Origin of the sequence: Paraburkholderia sp. J63 (assembly GCF_905220245.1) — a bacterium.
Lineage (GTDB): Bacteria > Pseudomonadota > Gammaproteobacteria > Burkholderiales > Burkholderiaceae > Paraburkholderia.
In genome coordinates this window covers 202,129-224,054 of sequence record NZ_CAJMZF010000008.1, presented here as the reverse complement: position 1 = coordinate 224,054, position 21,926 = coordinate 202,129, and the positions used below count along the sequence as shown (strand labels likewise).

General features: G+C 66.8%; 16 protein-coding genes and 1 riboswitch. Of the genes, 6 read left to right on the top strand and 10 right to left on the bottom strand.

The window, feature by feature from the left end; genetic code table 11:
* Positions 1-49: 49 nt before the first annotated feature.
* Entirely contained in the window at positions 50-1,279 is a 1,230-nt protein-coding gene (locus tag U5775_RS11905; protein ID WP_322058332.1) for a DNA-binding transcriptional regulator, read from the bottom strand.
* 314 nt (positions 1,280-1,593) lie between these two features.
* Here U5775_RS11905 and xylA point away from each other — a divergent pair, with 314 nt between their 5' ends.
* From xylA to U5775_RS11890, 3 genes are all read left to right on the top strand, one after another.
* Positions 1,594-2,916: a xylose isomerase gene (gene xylA / locus U5775_RS11900; RefSeq protein WP_322058331.1), complete on the top strand. Its 1,323-nt coding sequence runs from the start codon at positions 1,594-1,596 to the stop codon at positions 2,914-2,916.
* A 57-nt stretch (positions 2,917-2,973) separates the two neighbouring features.
* Entirely contained in the window at positions 2,974-4,464 is a 1,491-nt protein-coding gene (xylB, locus tag U5775_RS11895; RefSeq protein WP_322058330.1) for a xylulokinase, read from the top strand.
* A 325-nt stretch (positions 4,465-4,789) separates the two neighbouring features.
* Positions 4,790-7,657 carry an ATP-dependent Clp protease ATP-binding subunit gene (locus U5775_RS11890; protein WP_322058329.1) on the top strand — a complete coding sequence of 956 codons (2,868 nt, stop codon included), beginning with the start codon at positions 4,790-4,792 and terminating at the stop codon, positions 7,655-7,657.
* An 81-nt stretch (positions 7,658-7,738) separates the two neighbouring features.
* Here U5775_RS11890 and U5775_RS11885 read toward each other — a convergent pair whose 3' ends face one another.
* Together U5775_RS11885 and U5775_RS11880 are read right to left on the bottom strand one after the other, a co-directional pair.
* Positions 7,739-10,036: an ATP-dependent DNA helicase gene (locus U5775_RS11885; RefSeq protein ID WP_322058328.1), complete on the bottom strand. Its 2,298-nt coding sequence runs from the start codon at positions 10,034-10,036 to the stop codon at positions 7,739-7,741.
* Complete coding sequence (locus U5775_RS11880; protein WP_322058327.1) at positions 10,033-11,844, bottom strand: VRR-NUC domain-containing protein; 1,812 nt, start codon at positions 11,842-11,844, stop codon at positions 10,033-10,035. Before U5775_RS11880 ends, U5775_RS11885 begins: the two co-directional genes overlap by 4 nt.
* A 192-nt stretch (positions 11,845-12,036) precedes the next feature.
* Here U5775_RS11880 and U5775_RS11875 point away from each other — a divergent pair, with 192 nt between their 5' ends.
* Positions 12,037-12,651 (top strand): hypothetical protein, encoded by a 615-nt coding sequence (locus tag U5775_RS11875; RefSeq protein WP_322058326.1) that lies wholly within the window; start codon positions 12,037-12,039, stop codon positions 12,649-12,651.
* Positions 12,652-12,669: 18 nt separating this feature from the next.
* Here the strand turns inward: U5775_RS11875 and U5775_RS11870 are convergent, their stop codons facing one another.
* A complete protein-coding gene (locus U5775_RS11870) occupies positions 12,670-13,695 on the bottom strand; it encodes a DUF3443 domain-containing protein (RefSeq protein WP_322058325.1) in 1,026 nt (341 codons plus the stop codon).
* Between U5775_RS11870 and U5775_RS11865 the strand changes: the two genes are divergently transcribed.
* Positions 13,688-14,023: a hypothetical protein gene (locus tag U5775_RS11865; RefSeq protein WP_322058324.1), complete on the top strand. Its 336-nt coding sequence runs from the start codon at positions 13,688-13,690 to the stop codon at positions 14,021-14,023. The genes U5775_RS11870 and U5775_RS11865 overlap by 8 nt on opposite strands.
* Here the strand turns inward: U5775_RS11865 and U5775_RS11860 are convergent.
* On the bottom strand, positions 14,001-14,486 hold the full coding sequence (locus U5775_RS11860) for a DUF2844 domain-containing protein (protein WP_322058323.1): 486 nt from the start codon (positions 14,484-14,486) through the stop codon (positions 14,001-14,003). The genes U5775_RS11865 and U5775_RS11860 overlap by 23 nt on opposite strands.
* Positions 14,483-14,842 (bottom strand): hypothetical protein, encoded by a 360-nt coding sequence (locus tag U5775_RS11855; RefSeq protein WP_322058322.1) that lies wholly within the window; start codon positions 14,840-14,842, stop codon positions 14,483-14,485. The genes U5775_RS11860 and U5775_RS11855 overlap by 4 nt, the downstream gene beginning before the upstream one ends.
* Positions 14,843-14,883: 41 nt before the next feature.
* Here U5775_RS11855 and bamC point away from each other — a divergent pair, with 41 nt between their 5' ends.
* Positions 14,884-16,131: an outer membrane protein assembly factor BamC gene (gene bamC / locus U5775_RS11850; RefSeq protein ID WP_322058321.1), complete on the top strand. Its 1,248-nt coding sequence runs from the start codon at positions 14,884-14,886 to the stop codon at positions 16,129-16,131.
* A 126-nt stretch (positions 16,132-16,257) separates the two neighbouring features.
* On the opposite strand, the gene U5775_RS11845 is transcribed toward bamC, so the two are convergent.
* The 4 genes from U5775_RS11845 to U5775_RS11830 form a co-directional block, all read right to left on the bottom strand.
* Positions 16,258-17,859, bottom strand: coding sequence for an L-lactate permease (locus tag U5775_RS11845; protein ID WP_322058320.1), 1,602 nt, complete (start codon positions 17,857-17,859; stop codon positions 16,258-16,260).
* A 286-nt stretch (positions 17,860-18,145) separates the two neighbouring features.
* The gene (locus U5775_RS11840; protein ID WP_322058319.1) at positions 18,146-18,541 is read right to left on the bottom strand and encodes a hypothetical protein; all 396 of its coding nucleotides are present in this window, start codon (positions 18,539-18,541) and stop codon (positions 18,146-18,148) included.
* Positions 18,542-19,074: 533 nt separating this feature from the next.
* A complete protein-coding gene (thiC, locus tag U5775_RS11835) occupies positions 19,075-21,006 on the bottom strand; it encodes a phosphomethylpyrimidine synthase ThiC (RefSeq protein ID WP_322058318.1) in 1,932 nt (643 codons plus the stop codon).
* A 99-nt stretch (positions 21,007-21,105) separates the two neighbouring features.
* Positions 21,106-21,245, bottom strand: a riboswitch (TPP riboswitch).
* 93 nt (positions 21,246-21,338) lie between these two features.
* Positions 21,339-21,746 carry a GreA/GreB family elongation factor gene (locus tag U5775_RS11830; protein ID WP_322058317.1) on the bottom strand — a complete coding sequence of 136 codons (408 nt, stop codon included), beginning with the start codon at positions 21,744-21,746 and terminating at the stop codon, positions 21,339-21,341.
* Positions 21,747-21,926: the final 180 nt, after the last annotated feature.

Genomic DNA, 21,926 nt, shown 5'->3' with positions numbered 1-21,926 from the left:
GTAAGTCGGAAGTCTTGAATCGGAAGGGCCGTGGTCCGGTCCTGGCCGCTCAGGCGGGCGCTTGAGGAGAAGCGGGCGAAGCCGGAGCGGCGGGGGGCGCCACGCTGTCCTGATATTCGCGCGGCGTGCAGCCCAGTTCACGCCGGAACACGGCGTACATGTACTGGAGCGAGGTGAAGCCGCAGCGGATAGCTACTTCGGCGCTCGATGCGTCGCGGCTCGTGAGCATGGCCTTTGCCGCGTCGAGCTTGTGCCGCAGGATCTCCTGGTGGACGGTGCAGTGCAGTTCGCGCCGGAAATATTCTTCCAGCGACGAACGCGATATGCCCACGTAATCGGCGACCTGCTCGGTCTTGATGCCCTGGCACGCGTACTGGCGGATGAAGTGTCGTGCACGCATCACGTGCGGGCTCGACAGCGGTTCATGTCGGGTCGATTCCAGCACATTGATGCCGACGGGCGGAACCAGAATGCGTCGTCCCGGAAAACGTGCACCGCCCAGCATCTGATGCAGCAGATGCGCCGCCGTCTTGCCCATTTCCTCGGTGCCCTGAATCACCGAGGAAAGCGGGATGCGTGTGAGCGTGCGCGTGAGTGGGTCGTTGTCGATGCCGATGATCGCCACCTGTTCCGGCACCGCGATACCGTGCATCAGGCAGGCCTGCAACAGATGCCGCGCGCGTGCATCGGTCACGGCGATCACGCCGACGGGCTTGGGCAGCGCGTGAAGCCATGCGCTCAATTGCTCGATGGCCTGGTTCCAGGACGGCGCGCTCGTGGCGAGGCCGCGATAGACGGGCGCCTGAACGCCCTCTGTCTGCGCGAGCGCCGTGAAGGCCCGCTCGCGCTCCTGCGCCCAGCGATTCTCCGGTGCAACAGGCAGGCTGTACATGGCGAGATGCGGCAGCCCCGCGCCGATCAAATGCGTCCACGCAAGCGAGACGAGCTTGCGGTTGTCGGTGGCGATATAGGGCAGGGTGGCGGGGTACTGCGCCGTATCGTCGAACGACGAGCCGACCGCCACCACGGGCAGCGGGCAGCCCGCAAGCGCGTCGGCGACGGCGGGATCGTCGAAGTCGGCAATGATGCCGTCGCCGTCGAAGCGCTCGAGGCCCGCGAGCCGGCAGCGGAAGTCCTCTTCGAGAAAGAGGTCCCACGCGACGCGCGTCGAGCGCAGGTAATGGCCGATGCCCGCGATGATCTCGCGGTCGTACACCTTGTTCGCGTTGAAGAGCAGCGCGATGCGATGCGCTGTCTGGGGAGCGGGAGCACGGGTCATGGCATGCGGTTCGTTTTGGCCTGCGCCTGCTCGCGTTGCGGCAGGCGCAGGTGTCTCCGGTTCAGGTGCGAATGGGCGTGCTGCACGGGCGGTTTTCGCGGCGCAGCGGCGCGCGGGCTTTTAAGCGTCCGGCTATTTTAGGCCGGGAGCGTGCCGCGCGCGCGTGCCCACCGGATTGCTGGCAGGAAACGTTACGCGGATCGCGCAATTTCGTAATTGCCGCCCGAAGTGCGAAGCGGGCAGTATGGCGTCAGATCGCACGGCACGCGCCGTTGCGCCGCAACATGATGGTTTTGCATGGGATGGGAGACGCCATGTCCTGTTTCGAAGCTATTCCCGCGATCCGCTACGAGGGTCCGCAATCCGACAATCCGCTCGCCTACCACCACTACGACCGCAGCAAGAAGCTGCTCGGCAAGACGCTCGAAGAGCACCTGCGCATTGCGGTGTGCTACTGGCATACGTTCGTGTGGCCCGGTGTCGACATCTTTGGCCAGGGCACGTTTCATCGACCGTGGCAGCAGCCCGGCGACGCGATGGAGCGCGCGCACCAGAAAGCCGACGCGGCCTTCGAGTTCTTCACGAAGCTCGGCGTGCCGTTCTATACCTTCCATGACACCGACGTCGCGCCCGAAGGCAAAGACCTCAAGGACTACCAGGAAAACTTCGCGCGCATGGTAGATTACCTGGCCGGCAAGCAGCAGGCGAGCGGCATGAAGCTGCTCTGGGGCACGGCAAACCTGTTTTCGCATCCGCGCTACGCGGCGGGCGCGGCCACGAATCCGAACCCCGAGGTCTTCGCTTATGCGGCCACGCAGGTGTGTCACGCGCTCGACGCCACGCACCGGCTGGGGGGCGAGAACTACGTGCTCTGGGGCGGCCGCGAGGGCTACGAGACGCTGCTCAACACGGACCTCGTGCGCGAGCGCGAGCAGTTCGCGCGCTTTCTCTCGATGGTGGTCGAGCACAAGGAGCGCATCGGTTTTAAAGGCACGCTGCTGATCGAGCCCAAGCCGCAGGAGCCCACCAAGCACCAGTACGACTACGATGTCGCGACGGTCCACGGCTTTCTCACTCAATACGGACTGCAAAACGAAATTCGCGTGAACATCGAGGCGAATCACGCCACGCTCGCGGGCCACTCGTTTCACCACGAGATCGCGATGGCCTATGCGCTCGGCGTGTTCGGCAGCGTCGACGCCAATCGCGGCGACCCGCAGAACGGCTGGGACACCGATCAATTCCCGAACAGCGTGGAGGAGCTCACGCTGGCGTTCTACGAGATTCTGCGCCACGGTGGCTTCACCACGGGCGGTATGAATTTCGATGCGAAGGTGCGGCGGCAGAGCGCCGATCCCGAAGACCTGTTCTACGGCCACGTAGGCGCGATCGACGTGCTCGCCCTCGCGCTCGAACGCGCGGCCGTGCTGGTGGAGAACGATCGCCTCGAGCAGTTCAAGCGTCAGCGCTATGCGGGCTGGGACACCGAGCTCGGCCGCAAGATCCTCGCCGGCGGCTATTCGCTTTCGTCGCTGGCTGCCGATGCCATTGCGCACGGCTTCAATCCGCAGCATGCGAGCGGCCAGCAGGAGCGGCTGGAGAACGTCGTCAATCAGGCGATCTACGCGCAGCGCTGAAACATACGCCACGAGGCGCACGAGAAAGGACGAGAGGGCACGAGAAAGGACGCAGACATGTTTATCGGTATCGACCTCGGCACCTCGGGCGTGAAGGCCGTGCTGCTCGACCGCGCCGGCGACGTGCTCGGCAGCGCGAGCGCGCCGCTTACGGCGAGCCGGCCGCAGCCGCGCTGGTCCGAGCAGGCTCCGCAGGACTGGTGGCGCGCCACGCGCAGCGCGCTGCGCGAGCTGCTCGATGAAGTGCGCCGCAATGGCATCGAGACGGCTCGTATCGAAGCGCTGGGCCTCACCGGCCAGATGCACGGCGCGACGCTGCTCGATGCGAAAGGCGAGGTGCTGCGAGCGGCGATCCTCTGGAACGACGGTCGTTCGGACACCGAATGTATCGAGCTCGAAAAGGCCGTGCCCGACCTCCATGCGCTGGCCGGCAATCTCGCCATGCCGGGGTTCACCGCGCCCAAGCTGCTCTGGGTGCGCAAGCACGAGCCCGACGTCTTCGCGCGCATTGCGCACGTGCTGTTGCCGAAGGATTATCTGCGCTGGTTGATGACGGGCGTATTCGCCACCGATCCGTCCGATGCGGCCGGCACGCTCTGGCTCGACGTGGCGAAGCGCGACTATAGCGACGCGTTGCTATCCGCGTGCGGCCTGACGCGCGCGCAGATGCCCGAGGTCTTCGAAGGCAATGAAGTGACCGGTACGCTGCGGGCCGAGATCGCGCGCGAATTCGGCTTGCGCGAGATTCCGGTGGTGGCGGGCGGCGGCGACAACGCGGCGGGCGCGGTGGGCGTGGGGATCGTGCGGCCCGGCGATGCGATGCTGTCGCTGGGCACATCGGGGGTCTATTTCGCGGTCTCGGATGGCTTTCTCGCGAATCCCGATTCCGCGGTCCATAGCTTCTGCCATGCGTTGCCGCATACGTGGCATCTGATGTCGGTGATGCTCAACGCCGCGAGCTGCCTCGATTTCACGGCGCGCCTGACGGGCCATGAAAGCGTCGCCGCGCTGCTCGCCGATGCGCAAGCGCATGCGGGCACGGGAATCGATTCGCGCAGGCCCTGGTTCCTGCCCTATCTGAGCGGCGAGCGCACGCCGCATAACAACGTCAACGCGAAGGGCGTGTTCTACGGGATGACGCCGCAGACCACGCGCACCGATCTCGCCAACGCCACGCTCGAAGGCGTGGGCTTCGCGCTGCTTGACGGCATGGATGCGCTGCACGCGGCGGGGCTCGTGCCCGAGACGATCACGGTGATCGGCGGCGGCTCGCGTAGCGCGTGGTGGACGCAGATGCTTGCCGACATCAGCGGGCGGGCGCTCACGCTGCGCGCGGGCGGTGAGGTGGGTCCGGCCTTGGGGGCGGCGCGCCTCGCGCATCTCGCGCTCGAACCCGATGCACCGCTCGCCGCCGTCTGTCCGCAGCCGCCGGTGCTGGCCGTGCGCGAGCCCGACGCCGGCCGTCACGCGTGGTATCGCGAAGCGCGCCGTCCGACGTTTCGCGCGCTCTATCGCGCGCTAGAACCAGTATTCTCCCTCGGCGCCTGAAAAAAAGTTCGCGGCCCCATTACGGCTTTCATATGACAAGACCGTGAAGCGAGGTCGTGGATCCTCGCTGTAAAACCGCGCATTGGCGCTCGCCCGGGCGCTTCGCACGCCCCGATGCACGCTCGGAGCGAGCCGCCATTTTTCCTGCCACAATCGACTCGTCGTGTGTCCGCCGTGCGCTCCGCCGCCGGCGCAGCGATGTCTGCCGCGGCGCCGCGTCTCGCGCGCGAGCCGCCGCCGCTCTGTCACTTTTCCGATGCATCCGTGCGATGCGCCGTGCCGTTCGCATCACGCGCAACGGCGCCGAACTGGAGACAAGTCGACCATGCCTGCCCTCTGCGAAATCTGCAATGCGCGACCCGCCGTCGCGCGCGTGACGGTCGTGCAAAACGGCCAGCGCAAGTCCATGTCGATATGCGATTACGACTATCGGCAATTGATGCGTCATCAAAGTGCACTCAATCCGTTCGACTCGCTGCTCGGTGGCGGCGGTCTCTCGCGCTTCTTCGGCGGCGACATGGGCGGTGAAGGTGATCACGACGACGACGAAGGTCCGGGCTTCGCCGCCGAGGTGCCGCGCGAATCCGTCGACGCCACCGATGCATTCAGCGAGCAAACGCTCGAAATCCTGCAACGCGCCGCCGAAAAGGCCCACGAGTTGCGGCGTACCGAGCTCGACACCGAGCATCTGCTCTACGTGCTCGCCGATACCGACGTTTGTGCGGCACTCCTTAAGGAATTGAAGCTCTCGCCGCAGGACATCAAAGGCTATATCGACCAGCACGCGCAAAAGGGCAGCGCCGACCCCGATGCGCCCATCGACAAGATGACGATCTCGCCGCGCCTGAAGAAGGCGTTTCAGTTTGCGTTCCAGGCCTCGCGCGATCTGGGCCACTCGTACGTCGGTCCCGAGCATTTGCTGATCGGGCTCGCGGCGGTGCCGGACAGCATCGCGGGCGCGCTGCTCAAGAAGTACGGCGTGACGCCCGAGGCGCTGCGCCAGAAAGTCGTCAAAGTCGTGGGCAAGGGCGCCGAGGACGGCCGCGTGGACGCGCCCACCGGTACGCCGAACCTCGACAAGTTCGGCCGCGATCTCACGGCGCTCGCGCGCCAGGGCAAGCTCGATCCGGTGCTGGGCCGCGCGCAGGAAATCGAAAGCACGATCGAAGTGCTCGCGCGGCGCAAGAAAAACAATCCGGTGCTGATCGGCGAGCCCGGCGTGGGCAAGACCGCCATCGTCGAAGGGCTCGCGCAGCGCATCGTGAACGGCGACGTGCCCGAGGTGTTGCGCGGCAAGCGGCTCGTCGAAGTGAACATCAACTCGATGGTCGCGGGTGCGAAGTATCGCGGTGAGTTCGAGGAGCGCGCGAAGCAGTTGATCGACGAGGTGACGGCGAAGAACGACGAGCTCATTCTCTTCATCGACGAACTGCATACGATCGTGGGCGCGGGGCAGGGCGGGGGCGAGGGCGGCCTCGACATCGCCAACGTACTCAAGCCCGCGCTCGCGCGCGGCGAGCTGAGCCTCATCGGTGCGACCACGCTCAACGAGTACCAGAAGTACATCGAGAAGGACGCGGCGCTCGAGCGGCGCTTCCAGCCCGTGCTCGTGCCGGAGCCGACCGTCGAGCAGACGATCGTGATTCTGCGCGGCCTGCGCGACAAGCTCGAAGCGCACCACCAGGTCACTTTCGCCGACGACGCGTTCGTCGCGGCGGCCGAACTGTCGGACCGCTACATCACTTCGCGCTTTCTGCCCGACAAGGCGATCGATCTGATCGATCAGGCGGCGGCGCGTGTGCGCATCGGCGCGACCTCGCGGCCCGCCGACATGCAGGAACTCGAAGCGGAGATCGCGCAATTGAAGCGCGAGCAGGACTATGCGGCTTCGCGCAAGCGCTTCGACGAGGCAAAAAACTTCGAAGAACGTATCAATGAGAAGCAGGCCAAGCTCGACGAGCTTACCGAGGCGTGGCAGCGCAAGACCGGCTCCGAGACGCTCGAAGTGACGGTGGCGTCCATTGCCGAAGTGGTCTCGCGTCTCACCGGCATCCCCGTGGCCGACCTCACGCAGGAAGAGCGCCAGAAGCTCCTCAAGATGGAGGAGAAGCTGCGCGAGCGCGTGGTCGGTCAGAGCGACGCCGTGGTCGCGGTCAGCGACGCGGTGCGTCTTTCGCGTGCGGGGCTTGGCCAGGAACATCGGCCCATTGCGACCTTCCTGTTCCTCGGGCCCACCGGCGTGGGCAAGACCGAGCTGGCGAAGGCGCTCGCGGAAACCGTGTTCGGCGACGAGCAGGCCATCATCCGCATCGACATGAGCGAGTACATGGAGCGCCACGCCGTGGCGCGTCTGATCGGCGCGCCGCCCGGCTATGTGGGCTATGACGAAGGCGGCCAGCTCACCGAGCGCGTGCGGCGTCGTCCCTATAGCGTGATCCTGCTCGACGAGATCGAGAAGGCGCACCCGGACGTCTACAACGTGCTGCTCCAGGTGTTCGACGACGGCCGGCTCACCGATGGCAAGGGCCGCGTGGTCGACTTCAGCAACACGATCATCATCGCCACGAGCAATCTGGGCGCGCCGATCATCATGGAGAATCTCGAGCGTCCGGCCGCGTCGCGCATGAACGACAAGGCGCTGCGCGACGAGCTCATGAAGGTGCTCAAGGGACACTTCCGCCCCGAGTTTCTCAATCGCATCGACGAGATCATCGTGTTCCATGCGCTCTCGCGCGAGAACATTCAATCGATCGTGCAGATCCAGCTCGATCGCGTGAAGCGCACCGCGGCCGCGCAGGGCATCACGCTGAAGATGAGCGACGCGCTCGTCGCGCATCTGGTCGAGGCCGGCTATCAACCCGAGTTCGGCGCGCGCGAACTGAAGCGCCAGATCCGCCAGGAAGTGGAGACGCGGCTTGCCAGGGAGATGCTCGGGGACGCGCTGCAAACGGGCGACACCGCCGAGATCGGCTACGACACGGCGAATCATGAAGTGACCATCAGCAAGCTCGCCGTGCCGCCCGATGTGCCCGAAAACAAGCCGGGGAAAAAGGCGAAGGGCGACGGGAAAGGCGCGAAGCCGGACGTGAAGGAGGTCGCGCCGGAAATCGCCGCCGATGACGCCGAGGGCGATCCGCCACCCCCGCCGCCGAAGAAGGGCGGCAAGGGCGGCGGGAAGTCGAAGGCGGTCTGAGCCCGTGACGAAACAATCGGCGCCACTCGCGGCGCCGATTCCATGCCGCGTAATTTAATTCGGAATGCAGACGGTATTGTGTTAGCCGATTCGCCACCACGCCGGCAACAGCGCGCGCACGTCCGGCCGCGCAAAGCGGTCGTCGAGCAGATGCACGACGCCGCGGTCATGCTCCGAGCGGATCACGCGGCCCGCGGCCTGCACGACCTTGCGCAGCCCCGGGATCAGATAGGTGTAGTCGAATCCGGCGCCATAGAGCGTTTGCATGCGCTCGCGCATCGCTTCGTTGACGGGATTCACCTGCGGCATGCCGAGCGTCGCGATGAAGGTGCCGATGAGGCGCGTGCCGGGCAGGTCGATGCCTTCGCCGAATGCGCCGCCAAGCACGGCAAAGCCGATCCCGCAGCCGCCCTCCACGAAGCGCGCGACGAAGGTCTGCTGCTGCGCTTCGTCCATCGTGCGCGACTGCATCCATACGCTCACGTGCGGATGCCGCACGACGAACGCATCGGCGGCAAGCTGGAGATAGTCGTAACTGCTGAAGAAGCACAGGTAGTTGCCAGGACGCGCGTCGTATTGCTTCGCGATGCGCGCGACGAGCGCGTCGAGCGAACGCTCGCGATCTTTGTAGCGCGTCGAGATATCGCGCGCGATCCGCACGTCGAGCTGCTCGGCGCGAAACGGCGTGCCGATCTCCACCTTCACCGTGTTCGCGGGCAGGCCGAGCATCTCGGTGTAGTAGTGCGTGGGCGCGAGCGTCGCCGAAAAGAGCGTCACGCTATGGGCCGCCGCCATGCGTGCGCGCAGCGCGCCGGCGGGCACGATATTGCGGATGCAGAGCGTCGAACGCGTGCGCTTCGCGTCGCGTGCGGCGAGCGGCGTGACGTCGAAGATCGATTGTGCGTCGAAGCGCTCGGCCATGCGCACGAAGTGCAGCGCGTCGAAATAGAAGCGTTCGAGCTCGGCGTCGCGCACGAGCGCTGGTTGTGCGAGCTGGTCGCCCATCGCGGCGATGGCGTCGCCGAGCGCCGCGACGAGGCCTTCGGGCAGCGTCTCGCTCGCGCGCCACGCGTGCGGCTGCACGGCGTTCTGCGCGTTCCAGTGGCGCGCGAGACGCGTGAGCGCGCGCTTCACGGGCGCGCTGGCGCCGCGCCGCACAGCATCGAGACGCGTCTGCACGAGTTCGGCCGAATACATCGCGCGGGCGCGCTCGGGCAGATTGTGCGCCTCGTCCACGAGCACGCTCGTGCGCCACTGGTTGTGGGCGCCGAGCATGAACAGCATCGCGCTCACGTCGAAGTAATAGTTGTAGTCGCCGACGATCACGTCGCTCCAGCGCGCGAGTTCCTGGCCGAGATAGTACGGGCACACCGCATGATCGCGCGCGACCTCGCGCAGCGCGGCGCGGTCGAGCCGCGCGCGCGCGAGGGCGGCGGCGCGTGCGGCGGGCAGGCGGTCGTAGAAGCCGCGTGCGAGCGGACACGATTGTCCGTGACACGCGAGGTCGGGATGCTCGCAGGCTTTCTCGCGCGCGACGAGTTCGAGGACGCGCAGCGGCAGCGGGGCTCGCTCGCGCCGTTCGTTATCGCGAGGTTCGTCATCGATCTGGGCGGCGGCAAGCGTGCCGAGCGCATCGAGTGCGAGCTGGCGTCCCGGGCTTTTCGCGCTCAGGAACAGCACCTTGTCGATGCCGGCGCGCGCGCAGGCCTTCAGTTGCGGGAACAGCGTGCCGATGGTCTTGCCGATGCCGGTGGGCGCTTCGACGAGCAGGCAACGTCCCTGCGTTGCCGCGCGCCACACGGCCTCGGCGAGATCGCGCTGGCCTTCGCGGAACGTGGCATGCGGGAGGCGCAATGCCGCGAGCGCCATGTCGCGCGCCGCGCGATGCGCGCTCTCCTGTTCCGCCCACGCGATGAAACGTTCGCACTGCGATTCGAATTCGGCACGCAGTTGCTGCGCGCTCGCGTGCTCGACCAGCGCCGTCTCGCGGCCCGAGCCGACCTCGTAATAGACGAGCGCGAGCTCGATCGCGTCGACGCCAAGCTTCTCGCACATCAGCGCGCCATAGACGCGCAGTTGCGCCCAGTGCAGCACGCGCTGGTTCTCGCGCATCGCGTCCAGATCGCCGCGATAGGTCTTGAACTCTTCGAGCCGCTGGCGGGCCGGGTCGTAGCCGTCGGCGCGGCCGCGCACGGTGAGCGTGCCGAACGTGCCCGCGAGCGCGATTTCGGTCTCGTAGCCTGTGGGCCTGCGCGCGGCGATCGCGGCGTGGCCCGCGCGGCCTTCGCTCGCATCGGGCGAAGGCGTGAAGCGCAGGTCGAGATCGCCGCGTTTCGCGGTGAACTCGCAGAGCGTCCGGACCGCGACGGTGTAGCTCATGGCAGGGGCGCCGCCGACGCGTTGTCCTGTTCGGCCCAGCGCACCTGCAGCACCGTCACAGGCTGGCCATGCGCGGCGCAGTACGCGAGCCAGCGGCGCTGGTTGTCCTGCAGCCGGTCGCCGGGGCCCTTCACCTCGATCAGCTCGTAACGTCGCTCGCGTGGCCAGAAGCGCACGAGGTCGGGCAGGCCCGAACGGTTCGCGCCGGGCTCGCGCAGCAGGCGCTCGAACCATAGCTTCAGGTGCGCGGCCGGAAAGCAGTCGAGCGCCAGCGCGAGCAGCGCGGTGTCGAGCGCGGGCCACGCGACGTAGGGCGACTGGGTGCCGTACTTCTCGCCGAAACGCTGCTCGATGGTCGTGCGCCAGGTGCCGCTTTCCAGCTCGGCGAGGCACGCGGCGAAGAGCCCGGCGCGGCGCGCGACGAAGTCGGCGGCGTGCAGGTCGGCGGGGCCGCGCTGGAACGGATGGAAGAACGCGCCCGGCAGCGGCGCGAACAGCGCGGGCCAGCAGAGCAGGCCGAAGAGACTGTTGATGAGCGTGTTCTCGACGTAGAAGACGGGCGCCTCGGCGCTTTCGAGCTTCTGGCGCGCGGCTTCTTCTACGCGCAGGCCTGCGCAGGCGGCGGGCAGCGTGAGTTCGGCGCTTGCGAAAGTCGGCGTGTCGGGCGTCGTCTGCGTTTTCTTTATGGCGCGCCGCCGCTGGAGGCGCGCGAGGGTGCGCGTCGCGCGCTGCGCTTCCTCCTCGTTCGCGGGCGCGCCCGTGATTGCTTCGGCGAGCGCGAGGGCTTCGTCGCGGCGGCCCAGTTGCTCGAGCACGCGCACGCGCCGGTAGCGCGACTCGGGGTGGCCGCAGTCGGCGTAGGCGCGCCATGCCAGCGCCTGCTCGCCGAGGCGCTCGGCCGCCTGGCCCGCCGCGTGGCGCACCCGGTCGTGACGCGAGCGCAGCCAGTCGTTGTGCCGGGTGTGTGGCGCGAGGGTGTCGAGCGTATCGAGCGCGCTGCCGAGGGCCGCGACGGCGCTTGTCGCGTCCGGCGCGAGGTCGAAGGTCTCGCGGCAGTCGCGCAGCGCGAGATACGCGTCGATGTCGGCACGCTGCTGGAATGCGCGCGATGCGCTATCGAGCGGCACCGGCTCGTAACGATAGACGCCGAGGTCGGCGAGCACGAACTCGGTCCAGTCCTGCCGCAGGTTGCCGAAGAACATCAGCCTGAGCCGTTCGCACAACGGCGCGGCGGCCAGATGGAAGACGGTATCGGCCGAGCCCGGAAACCACGCGGGCCAGCCGCGCGCCTCGGGCGCGGCGGCTTGCAGCGCTTCGAGCGTTTCGGCGCGGGTCGCGCGTGAGGTGCGCGAGGCGGGTATGGCATGCGCGGGGACGGCGGCATTCGGCTCGTCCAGCGGCCCCGGCAGGTCAGGCGAATCAGGAGTATCGGGCACGTCGTGCGCCTGAATCCCGGCCGCGAGGCGCGCGGCCAGCGTCTGCAATTCGGCTTTCGTAACGAGCGCCGCGAGCGCGTCGAGCGCGAGCACGGGCGCGGCGTCCAGCCAGCCCGCCTCGACGAGCGGAGCGGCTGCCGCGCGCGGGCAGCCAATCTCGGCGTAATCGAGCTTGCTCGCGCGAAAATGCGGGCCCTTGCGCATCAGCATCCGCACGAACAGAGCGCGCGGGGCGCGCGGCAACGCGCCGAAGCCCTGCACGAAACGGCGCTCGGCGGCGTCGAACAGGTCGGCGCAGCGCGCATCGAGCGAGGCGAGCGCGCGCTCGAAGTTCGCGAGGTAATAAAACGGATCGGGAGTTTCGGGAAGCACGCGCGGCACTGTATGGATATACAGCCGCGATGATAGCAGGCCGGCGCGCTTCGCATGCGCCGGTCGCGGCGGCCATCGGCACGAGCGCCATCGCGCGGCCCGGAGGGACCGATGCGTCTCGGGTCTTCGCGGCCTGTACGCTACAATTGCCCAGCCTGAAAACCGAACCGCGCGAGAAGCGCAACAAGAGCGATGAACAAACGGAAAGCCTGCCTCGTCGGCCTCGCCGCCGGTGCCACTTTGCTCGCGGGATGCGTCGCGCAGTATCAGAACCCCAGCGCGTGCGAGCAGGAAATGCGCACCCGGCTCGGCAATGCGTCGCTGGGCGAATTGTCCGTCACCCATACCGCGGTCTCGTATCGCGGCAAGCGCGTCGTCGTCGAAGGGACGCTCGCGCGCGGCGCGCTGCCGGCGTCGGGCGTGCTCAGCGCGTCGGCTGCGTCGGCTGTTTCCGGTGCGCCTGTGGTTTCCACCGTGGGCGCGTCGGGCGCGCCCGTGGCGCCGGCTTCGACGGTGGCCTCGACAGCGCAGCACGGCGTGCCGGCGTCCGGGGTACCCGCGGTATCCGCCGCGTCGGGCGCATCGGCCGCTTCCGCCGCATCGGCCTCCTCGGCGCCGGTCGCCGAAAGCAAGCCCACCACGCCGATGGCCGCGCTGGCCGTGAAGCTCGGCCTGCACAAGGCGCCGCCTCCGTCCACGGCCGCCGAGTGCACCTACGACAAGACGGGGAGCCTCCTCTCGTTCCGCTGGCTCTCGCCGGCCGCACTCGCGAAGACCACGCCCGCGCCGGGCGCCGACGACGAGTAAGCCGCGCCCGCCCGAGGCTCAGAACGCGAAATACGGCCCCGTGCCCGCGGGCGTCACCTGGGCTTCGATCGCCGTATAGACGCGCCGCCCGAAGAAGAACGGCAAGCCCCAGCCGAACATGTTGCCGTTGTAGCCCGCGAGGTTGTCGAACGCCCAGTTGCCGCTCGCAAAGAGCATTTGCGCGTTCGCGACCGGGAGCGAGGCCGGCGCGCTCACGCCGTCCGTGCCCTGAATCGTCGCGCCGATACTGAGCGGCGCGCTCGGGCAATACCAGACGCCGCAGCGCGTGAGCGCCGCGTCCGAGAAGAAAAAGCCGTTCGAGCCGCTGTCCAGATAGCTCAGGGCATAGACGCTGCCGTCCGAGGTCGTGGTCGTCACGAAGCCCGACACCGTGTTCGCGCGCAGCACGGTCGCGCCGCCGAGCCCATTGTTCGCTTGCGAGCCGATGCCGAAGATCAGCGATCCGCTCACGCTGCTCTGGCCCGTATCGGATACGGCTGGTAGATCGATCACGACGCCGTTGTTGTCGGTCGCGAAGGCCGCGACGGGATTGCTCACCTGCTGCGCGAGCGGCTGCGTGCTGGGCGTGCAGGTGCCCGAAGGGCATGCGTAGTACCACGAACTATTGGCCCCGTTGACGCAGGTCGCCCCGCAGTCGGCGCTGAACGGTCCGACGCCGAGAATGCCGTTCGAGCGCAGCGCCGTGGTGTTGATCATCGCGAGCCCGAAGCCCTGGCAGACGCCCGGCGTGGTCGGCACGGACGCGTCGGCGATCACCTGGATCGGCAGCGCGGGCGCCACTTCGCCCGCGAGCCGCACGTCGGCGCTGCGCACCGCGCCCCACGTGTAGCCGGTGCCGAAGGCCGAGCATTCGCCCGCGGGCGAGGCGCTGGCGCCCGCGGCGACCGCGGGCAGCGCGAACCCGGCCGGCAGCGCGGAGGCGAGCAGGCGCAGGCCCTGCGAGCCGGTGTCGACCTGCACGTTGTCGATGGTCGCGCAGGTGCTCGTGCCCGGCACGCACACGGTGACACTCGCCATGAGCATGTTGCGCGTCGAGGTGGGCGTCGCGGCGACGCTGACCGCGACGACGTTCGGCGTAGTCGATTGCGGCACCGTGCCCGACGTGCTCGAACTGTCCGGCGATGACGGGCTCGCCGGGGACGAGGCCGATGGCGCGCTTGCGGCAGCGGGCGCGCTCGCGGGCATCGTGGTGCTTACCGTGCCGCTGTTGCCGTCGCCGCCGCAACCCGCGAGGGCCAAGGCTAGGATGGCGGCCATCACGAACGGCCCTGCGCCTGCGAGCACGCTCGGGAGCCAGGCGCGTTCCGAAGCGTGTCGTGCGGGCGCGCTCATCGCAGATCCCCTTCGGTGACGCCAGCGGGAAGCGCCCCTGGCAGCCACGCGCGGCCGATATAGCTGCGCATGTGGCCACCCGACTCGACGACGACCGTGGGCGTATCGACGCGCGCCGCGTGCAGGCCGTCGCGTCCGCTCGCGTGCAGCGCGGCGGCGCCGCTGCGCCAGGCGGCGGCGTATTGACCGAGCAGCACATCGAGATCCGGCGGGGTGGGGCCTTGCCACACGTAGGCGAAAATCTCGCCGCTGCGGCTCGCGATGTACTCGTTGAAGTGCGTGCCACCCGCGTCGACATAGCTCGTCACGCGCGCCGCACTGCCCGCGAGCGTTGCGCCGGCGGTCGCGGGCGTCGGGGAGACGCCGGAGGCGACCGTGTCGCCGAGGGCCGCCCAGGCCGGTGCGGGGCCGGCCGCCAGGCACGAGAAGAGGCAGGCGAAGGCCGCGACGCGGCTCGCCTGCAAGCGGCTGCAAGTGTTCATGAAGCTCTCCGTATGGTGTTCTTCGGACTTATCTCTTTTTTCTTGGGGAAATTAGCACCGGGTCGCGCGTGCAAGGCTCGAATGACGTCGATACCGAAATGCATAAACTCGACGGTCGCGCGCGCTTCCTCATAATGCTTTGATTTAAAAGAGAATTTGTCTGACTTGAAGCTTGGGAGAGGACTTTTTGAAATGTGGATGAACGTTACATCGGGGCGGTCGAAACCGGCTGCGCGACCGGCTCGCGCATCGTCTGCCGGCCCGGTTCGCGTGCTCGACACGCATCCGATACCGCCGCCGGACTCCGGTTTTTGCACAGCACGGCGACTCGCCGGTAAAATGGCTGGTTGATCCACGGAAACTAGCCCGTGGCCTAAGCCGAAGGGATTACCCGAACATGAGTGATTTTCACCAACGTCTTGCCGCTCGCGCGCTCGCGCTCCTGATGGCGGGCGGGCTGGTCGCCGGCTGCAGCTCGCCGACGCCCGGCAAGATCGATTACCGCAGCGACGCGAAGGCGAAACAGGCGTCGCTGGCCGTTCCGCCGAACATGCTCGACGAGTCGGCCGACCAGCGCTCGCTGCCCCCGCAGGGCGGCGAGACCTCGCTGTCCGCGCTCAAGCAGGTTCAGGCCGAAGCGCCGCCGTCCGACCAGACCCAGGTGCTCCCGCAGGTGCCCGGCATGCACATTCAGCGTGACGGCACGGAAAGCTGGCTCGTCATCGACAACCGCACGCCCGACCAGGTCTGGCCGCAGGTGCGCCGCTTCTGGCAGGAGCAGGGTTTCCTGCTGGTGGTCGACCAGCGCGACAAGGGCGTGATGGAAACCGACTGGAACGAAACCCATCCGAAGATCAACGACGGGCTCATCCGCAACACGCTGTCGTGGGCCACGGGCAATTCGTACGTTACGGCCGAGCGTAACAAGTACCGCACGCGCCTCGAAACGTCGCCCACGGGCGGCACGTACATCTTCATCAGCCAGAAGGGCCTGAGCGAGCAGCTCACGGGCACCAACAACGACACCAGCAAGTGGGAGCCGAAGCCCAACGATCCGGCGCTCGAAACCGAGTACCTCAAGCGGCTCATGATGACGCTCGCGAACGCGAAGCCGGGCGTCCCCGACGCGCAGATCGCCGCCGAGGCCGATGCGAAGACCAACGCCAGTGCCGCCAACGCGACCAGCGCGTCGTCGAAGGCGCCTGACGCGGCAGCGGCCGCCATCGCGGCGCAGAACGCCGCCGCCGTGGGTCAGAGCACGCCGGGCAACGCATCCTCGGCGAACGTGGCAGGTGGCCAGTACACTTCGACCGAGCTCACGCTGTCCGAGCCCTACGACCGCGCGTGGCTGCGCGTGGGCGTCGCGCTCGACCGCGCGAACTTCACGGTGGACGACCGCGACCGCTCGAAGGGCATCTACTACCTGCGCTACGTCGATCCGAAGGACATGACCTCGGCCGAGCAGGGTTTCTGGAGCCAGCTCTTCCACGGCCACAAGGACAAGGTCGCGAAGCAGTACAAGCTCAACGTGCGCGCCGTGACCGAGAACCAGACCCGCGTGTCGGTCGTCGACGACAAAGGTCAGATCGACGCGTCGCAGCCCGCTCGCGAGATCATGAACCTCGTGGTCGAGCAGTTGCAGTAAGCGTCATCGAGATGCGGCGGGCGGCCCACGGGTTGCCGCAGCCGACAAAAAACCGCCTGCGAACCGGTGTATTCGCAGGCGGTTTTTTTATGGCGTTTCACATGCGGCGCGTGCCGCACGGCGCCTTCAATGCGGCGGAATCATCCACGTGAACACGTTCTGCTGGAGCCACACGAGAATGCCGAGCAGGATCGTCAAGAGGATCGAGTGCTTGAAGGTCTTCGCGAACACGTGACCTTCCTTGCCCTTGAGATCGGTGGTGGCGACGCCCGTCGAGATGTTCTGCGGCGAGATCATCTTGCCCATCACGCCGCCCGACGAATTGGTCGCCGCCATCAGCACGGGGTTCAGGTTGAGCTGGTTCGCGGCCACCACCTGGAGATTGCCGAACAGCGCGTTGCCCGAGGTGTCGCTGCCCGAGAGGAACACGGCGACCCAGCCGAGGAACGCCGAGACGAGGGGAAACAGCGCGCCCACCGAGGCGACGCCGAGGCCCAGCGTGTAGGTGAGTCCCGAGTAGTTCATCAGGAACGCGAGCCCGACGATGGTCGCGACGGTCAGGATGGCGATGCGCGTCTGCACCCAGGTGTCGACGATCGCACCGCCGAAGTCGGCGGGCTTCAGCCGCACGATGAACGCCGTGATGATCGCCGCAAGCAGGATCGCCGTGCCCGTGCCGAGCGGCTGGAAGTCCCAGACCGCGCCATACGATGTCTTGTACAGCGTGATGTAGACGGCCTTGTCGAGGCCCGGCCAGGGCACCTTCATGTCGCCGATCGCGAACACCTTGGCGATCGTCCAGAGAATCACGACCACGGCCACGATGATCCACGGATACCAGCCCTGCGCGCCCGGGATGTCGCCGCGCACTTCCTTCGCGCGGTCGACCTTGATCTCGAAGCGCGCATCGGGCGCGGGCTTCCAGACGCGCAGGAACAGGATCGTGAGGATCAGCGAGACGAGCGACGAGAGCACGTCGGTGAGGCTGTAGTTGATGAAGTTCGCGGTGACGAACTGCGTGATCGCGAAGCTGCCGCCCGAGACCAGCAGCACCGGCCAGATGCGCAGCATGCCGCCCACGCCCGCGTAGATGGTGATCACGTAGAAGGGCAGCGCGAGCGCGAAGAACGGCAACTGGCGGCCGACCATTTGGCCGAGCACGTCGGCGGGCAGGTGCGTGACCGCGCCGAGCACCGTGATCGGCACGCCGAGCGCGCCGAACGCCACGGGCGCCGTGTTGAAGATCAGCGTGAAGGTGAGTGCTTCGAGCGTCGGGAAGCCGAGCATGATCAAGAGCGAGCTCGTGATCGCGACGGGCGTGCCGAAGCCCGAAATGCCTTCGAACAGCGCGCCGAACGAGAAGCCCACCACCACGAGCACGATGCGCCGGTCGTTGGGCAGATTGTCGAGCAGCCACATGCGAAAGGCCGCGAAGCGCCCCGAGCGCAGCGCAATGTTGTAGAGCAGGATGGCCGTGACGACGATCCACATGACCGGCCACAGCGCGAAGACCACGCCGTTGAGCACCGAGCTGATGGCGAGATTGACCGGAAACTGCCAACCCACGATGGCCACGATAAGCCCCACGACGAGGCCCGCGAGCGAAGCCTGCCACGCGGGCCGGCGCGCCCAGCCGAGCAGGACGAGCACCACGGCGATCGGCAGCACGGCCACGAGGAACGAGAGAAATAGCGAGTTGCCGATGGGAGTCAACAGCTGATGGAACATGACGTCTCCTTTGTGCTGATTCGTATCGGCGCACCGATGCGTGCGTGCGCAAGGGTGTGCCGGGCGTGGCGTCGGCGGCGCGCGCGACGCCCGCGATGGAAGCGGGGCGCCGTCGTGTGGGAGGGCGAATTCAGTAAGGCTGTGCTTCAGTCCCCGATGCCCAATAGCAGGATAGAAAATGGTTCGGGAGCGTCAAGGAGGGAAAGTACGGTCGTGCGGCGCGGGAGCGGCCGGGCGACGGTTCGCGCCCATGCCAGTCGATCCTGGCTATAGGTGCGAACGCTCCCTAGCGATGCCAGCCGCCGCCCCAGTAGCCGAAGCCGAACGAGACAGCCGGTGCGCCCCATCCCCACGCGGGGTACGGGTAATACGCGGGATAAGCGGGCACCGCGATGGCGACGGGCGGCGACGGATAGAGCGGTCCGGGGTATTGCGCGTCGGGGATGGCGGCGGGAGCGGGGTTGGGCGGTTGGTTCGCCTGCGGGCTGGTCTGCAGGTCTGCGTTGCCTTGCTGCGTGCCCGCGGCGGGCGCCGTGCCGTAGTAGTACGGCGCATAGCCGTACGGGTAATAGTAGTAGCAGCCCGAAAGCGTGAGCAGCGCGGCGGCTGCGCCGAGCGTCGAGACGCGCTTGAGCGGGCGCGATACGCAAGGCGAGGCGAGGGCGGTTGAAGGGCGATTCATGGCGGACTCCTGTCCCACACAAAGCTGACGATCAGGCGCGTTGAGGCGTCGTATCCCCGAAACCTGATCGATCGAGCTTACGCTCGTTGCAGCCACTTTGTGTTGCGCCGTGTTGCGCGCGCATAACCGGATATTTCACGAAATGGCGCGGCTGTGTGTGAACACCGCACCCATCCAAACCGCGAATACAAACGCGGCGCATGCTCTTGCGAGACATGCGCCGCGTATCCTCTCTGAAGCCGGCGTTGGAAGCCGATTTGCCTGTCGTAATGTCGTTGTTTTTCGCTGCGTCGGTGGGTCATCTGCCGAGGTGCGCATCCGGGGGCGGCGACTACTGTGCCCTTTGCGCACCTTCAATACACCCATCGTAGTGGCGCGACCCGTATCCGGGTGTGTGCGCTTGTCAGTGAGTTGTCGGAGTCGTTAGAAAATGTTTCGGACGGGAGCGCGCTCGCGCAGCAGCCGGTTCGCCACGCCGCAAGCGAGGCGCGCCTTCGCGCCATCGTGCAACGCAGCGAACGGTCCTGGCTGCCTTACTGACGCTGATAAATTTCCGCGCCTTGCTTGATGAACTCGACGGCCTTCACTTCCATGCCCTTTTTCAGGGCCTCGTCGTCGCTCATGCCCTGTTTCGCCGCGAAGTCGCGCACGTCCTGGGTGATCTTCATCGAGCAGAAGTGGGGGCCGCACATCGAGCAGAAGTGCGCGACCTTGGCCGAGTCCTTCGGCAGCGTTTCGTCGTGGAACTCGCGTGCCTTGTCCGGATCGAGGCCGATATTGAACTGGTCTTCCCAGCGGAACTCGAAGCGCGCCTTCGAAAGGGCGTTGTCGCGCACCTGCGCGCCCGGATGGCCCTTCGCGAGATCAGCCGCGTGCGCCGCGAGCTTGTACGTGATGATGCCTTCCTTCACATCGTCCTTGTTCGGCAGACCCAAATGTTCCTTGGGCGTGACGTAGCAGAGCATCGCCGTGCCGAACCAGCCGATCATCGCGGCACCGATGCCCGAGGTGATGTGATCGTAGCCCGGCGCGATGTCGGTGGTGAGCGGCCCGAGCGTGTAGAACGGCGCTTCGTCGCACCATTCCAGTTGCAGGTCCATGTTCTCCTTGATGAGCTGCATCGGCACGTGGCCCGGACCTTCGATCATCACCTGCACGTCGTGCTTCCACGCGATCTGCGTGAGCTCGCCGAGCGTCTTCAGTTCGCCGAGCTGCGCTTCGTCGTTGGCGTCGTAGATCGAGCCCGGACGCAGGCCGTCGCCGAGCGAGAAGCTCACGTCATAGGCCTTCATGATTTCGCAGATCTCTTCGAAATGCTCGTAAATGAAGGACTCCTTGTGATGCGCGAGGCACCACTTGGCCATGATCGAGCCGCCGCGCGAGACGATGCCCGTCATGCGGTTGGCTGTGAGCGGCACGTATTGCAGGCGCACGCCCGCGTGAATCGTGAAGTAGTCGACGCCCTGTTCGGCCTGCTCGATCAGCGTGTCGCGGAACATTTCCCACGTGAGGTCTTCGGCCTTGCCGTTGACCTTTTCGAGCGCCTGATAAATCGGCACCGTGCCGATCGGCACCGGCGAATTGCGGATGATCCATTCGCGCGTTTCGTGAATGTGCTTGCCGGTCGAGAGATCCATGACCGTGTCACCACCCCAGCGGATCGCCCACGTCATCTTGTCGACTTCCTCGCCGATCGACGAGGTGACCGCGGAGTTGCCGATGTTCGCGTTGATCTTCACGAGGAAGTTGCGGCCGATGATCATCGGCTCGCTTTCCGGGTGATTGATGTTCGCGGGGATGATCGCGCGGCCGCGCGCGATTTCCTCGCGCACGAATTCGGGCGTGATCTCCTGCAGCGCGTTCGCGCCGAAAGCGGCGGCGCCGAACGCCTGGCCCGGGTGCTGGCGGCCCATCATCGCGGCGAGCTTCGCGCCGTTCGGGCCGCTCGTCTTGAGGCTTTCCAGATACTCGGCGCGGCGCTGGTTCTCGCGAATCGCGATGAACTCCATCTCGGGCGTGATGATCCCCTGGCGCGCATAGTGCATCTGCGTGACGTTCTTGCCGGCTTGCGCGCGGCGCGGCGTGCGATGCAGGCCCGGGAAGCGCAGTTCGGCCGTGGCCGCATCGGCGGCGCGCTCACGGCCGTAGTCGGAGGAGAGGCCGGACAGCGCTTCGGTGTCGCCGCGCTTCTCGATCCAGCCCTGACGCAGCGCCGGCAGGCCCGCGCGGATGTCGATCTTCGCTTCGGGATCGGTGTACGGACCCGAGGTGTCGTAGACGTAGATCGGCGGATTCTTCTCGCCGCCGAAGCCCGTGGGCGTATCCGATTGCGTGATTTCGCGCATCGGCACGCGGATGTCGGGCTGCGAGCCGCTCACGTAGATCTTGCGGGAATTCGGCAGCGGCGCGATTGCGGCTTCGTCGACGTGCGCGTTGGCGGAAACGAACTTCGGGTTGGCGTTCATGCCTCTCTCCATGCAAAGCAATGTGGGAACAGCGGCTTAGCAGGAGATGAGACGGAACGTGGACGGACTTCGCTTTGAGGGATGAAGCTTTTAGCGATGCTGCAAAGTCCGGACGCTTCCCTGCGCTGGCATTATCCAGATCAGGTTCAAAGGGTATTTCTCACCCACGCAATACGCGGCTTGAACATTCGTCTGAACGATTCGAAGCAGCGCATGACGCAGGACCCCCGCGTAAGCAGGCCAAACGATACACCGCGCTGCGACGATCTGGCAAGTGCTCTCGCGTGCGAAATGTGCCAGGCGAGGCGAGGGCATGCGAGGGCATGCGGCGCTTAAAGCGTGAAATCGTCGGCGGCTTCGGGCTGAAACAGGATGCGGTCGATCTTGAACGTTTCGACGGCACCGCTCGGCGGCGTAAAGCGCACGGACTCGCCGCGCTTCGCGCCCAGCAGCGCGAGACCCGCCGGTGAAAAGACGTTCAGGCGCCCGGCGTCGAGGTTGGCGCTCGAGGGGTAGACCACGGTGAACGTGACGCTCTCGCCCGTGCGTTCGTTCACGAGCGTGACCTGCGAGTTCATGGTGACGACATTGGACGCGACCTTGCGCGGGTCGACGATCTCCGCGCGTTCGAGCAATTCGTCGAGCATGATCTGGCGCGCGGGCGCTGCGCCCGGTTCGGCGGCGCATTTTTCGAGGCGAGCGAGATCGAGCTCGGTCAGATAGCGGATTTTCTTCGACATGAGGGTTCTCCTTACGATCCGGAATTGAAAAAAGTGGAGGATCGGCCCGGAGCCCGACCGAACGGCTCCGGAAGCGGAGTGGGGTTCAGTATGGACGCCGGGCGGCGGCGAGCGGGGCCGGGTCGCCGGGGAGGTGTCGTCGGGCGGCGCGCGCATCGGGAAACGCTCCCGCGCACGCCA

Bases quoted from the DNA above. Each gene is read 5' to 3' on its own strand.
- U5775_RS11870 (WP_322058325.1), bottom strand. From the start codon at position 13,695: ATGCTCATGGCGAGTGTCACCGTGTGCGTGCCGGGCACGAGCACCTGC.
- xylA (WP_322058331.1), top strand. From the start codon at position 1,594: ATGTCCTGTTTCGAAGCTATTCCCGCGATCCGCTACGAGGGTCCGCAA.
- U5775_RS11865 (WP_322058324.1), top strand. From the start codon at position 13,688: ATGAGCATGTTGCGCGTCGAGGTGGGCGTCGCGGCGACGCTGACCGCG.
- bamC (WP_322058321.1), top strand. From the start codon at position 14,884: ATGAGTGATTTTCACCAACGTCTTGCCGCTCGCGCGCTCGCGCTCCTG.
- U5775_RS11885 (WP_322058328.1), bottom strand. From the start codon at position 10,036: ATGAGCTACACCGTCGCGGTCCGGACGCTCTGCGAGTTCACCGCGAAA.
- thiC (WP_322058318.1), bottom strand. From the start codon at position 21,006: ATGAACGCCAACCCGAAGTTCGTTTCCGCCAACGCGCACGTCGACGAA.
- U5775_RS11905 (WP_322058332.1), bottom strand. From the start codon at position 1,279: ATGACCCGTGCTCCCGCTCCCCAGACAGCGCATCGCATCGCGCTGCTC.
- U5775_RS11860 (WP_322058323.1), bottom strand. From the start codon at position 14,486: ATGAACACTTGCAGCCGCTTGCAGGCGAGCCGCGTCGCGGCCTTCGCC.
- U5775_RS11890 (WP_322058329.1), top strand. From the start codon at position 4,790: ATGCCTGCCCTCTGCGAAATCTGCAATGCGCGACCCGCCGTCGCGCGC.
- U5775_RS11830 (WP_322058317.1), bottom strand. From the start codon at position 21,746: ATGTCGAAGAAAATCCGCTATCTGACCGAGCTCGATCTCGCTCGCCTC.
- xylB (WP_322058330.1), top strand. From the start codon at position 2,974: ATGTTTATCGGTATCGACCTCGGCACCTCGGGCGTGAAGGCCGTGCTG.
- U5775_RS11840 (WP_322058319.1), bottom strand. From the start codon at position 18,541: ATGAATCGCCCTTCAACCGCCCTCGCCTCGCCTTGCGTATCGCGCCCG.
- U5775_RS11875 (WP_322058326.1), top strand. From the start codon at position 12,037: ATGAACAAACGGAAAGCCTGCCTCGTCGGCCTCGCCGCCGGTGCCACT.
- U5775_RS11845 (WP_322058320.1), bottom strand. From the start codon at position 17,859: ATGTTCCATCAGCTGTTGACTCCCATCGGCAACTCGCTATTTCTCTCG.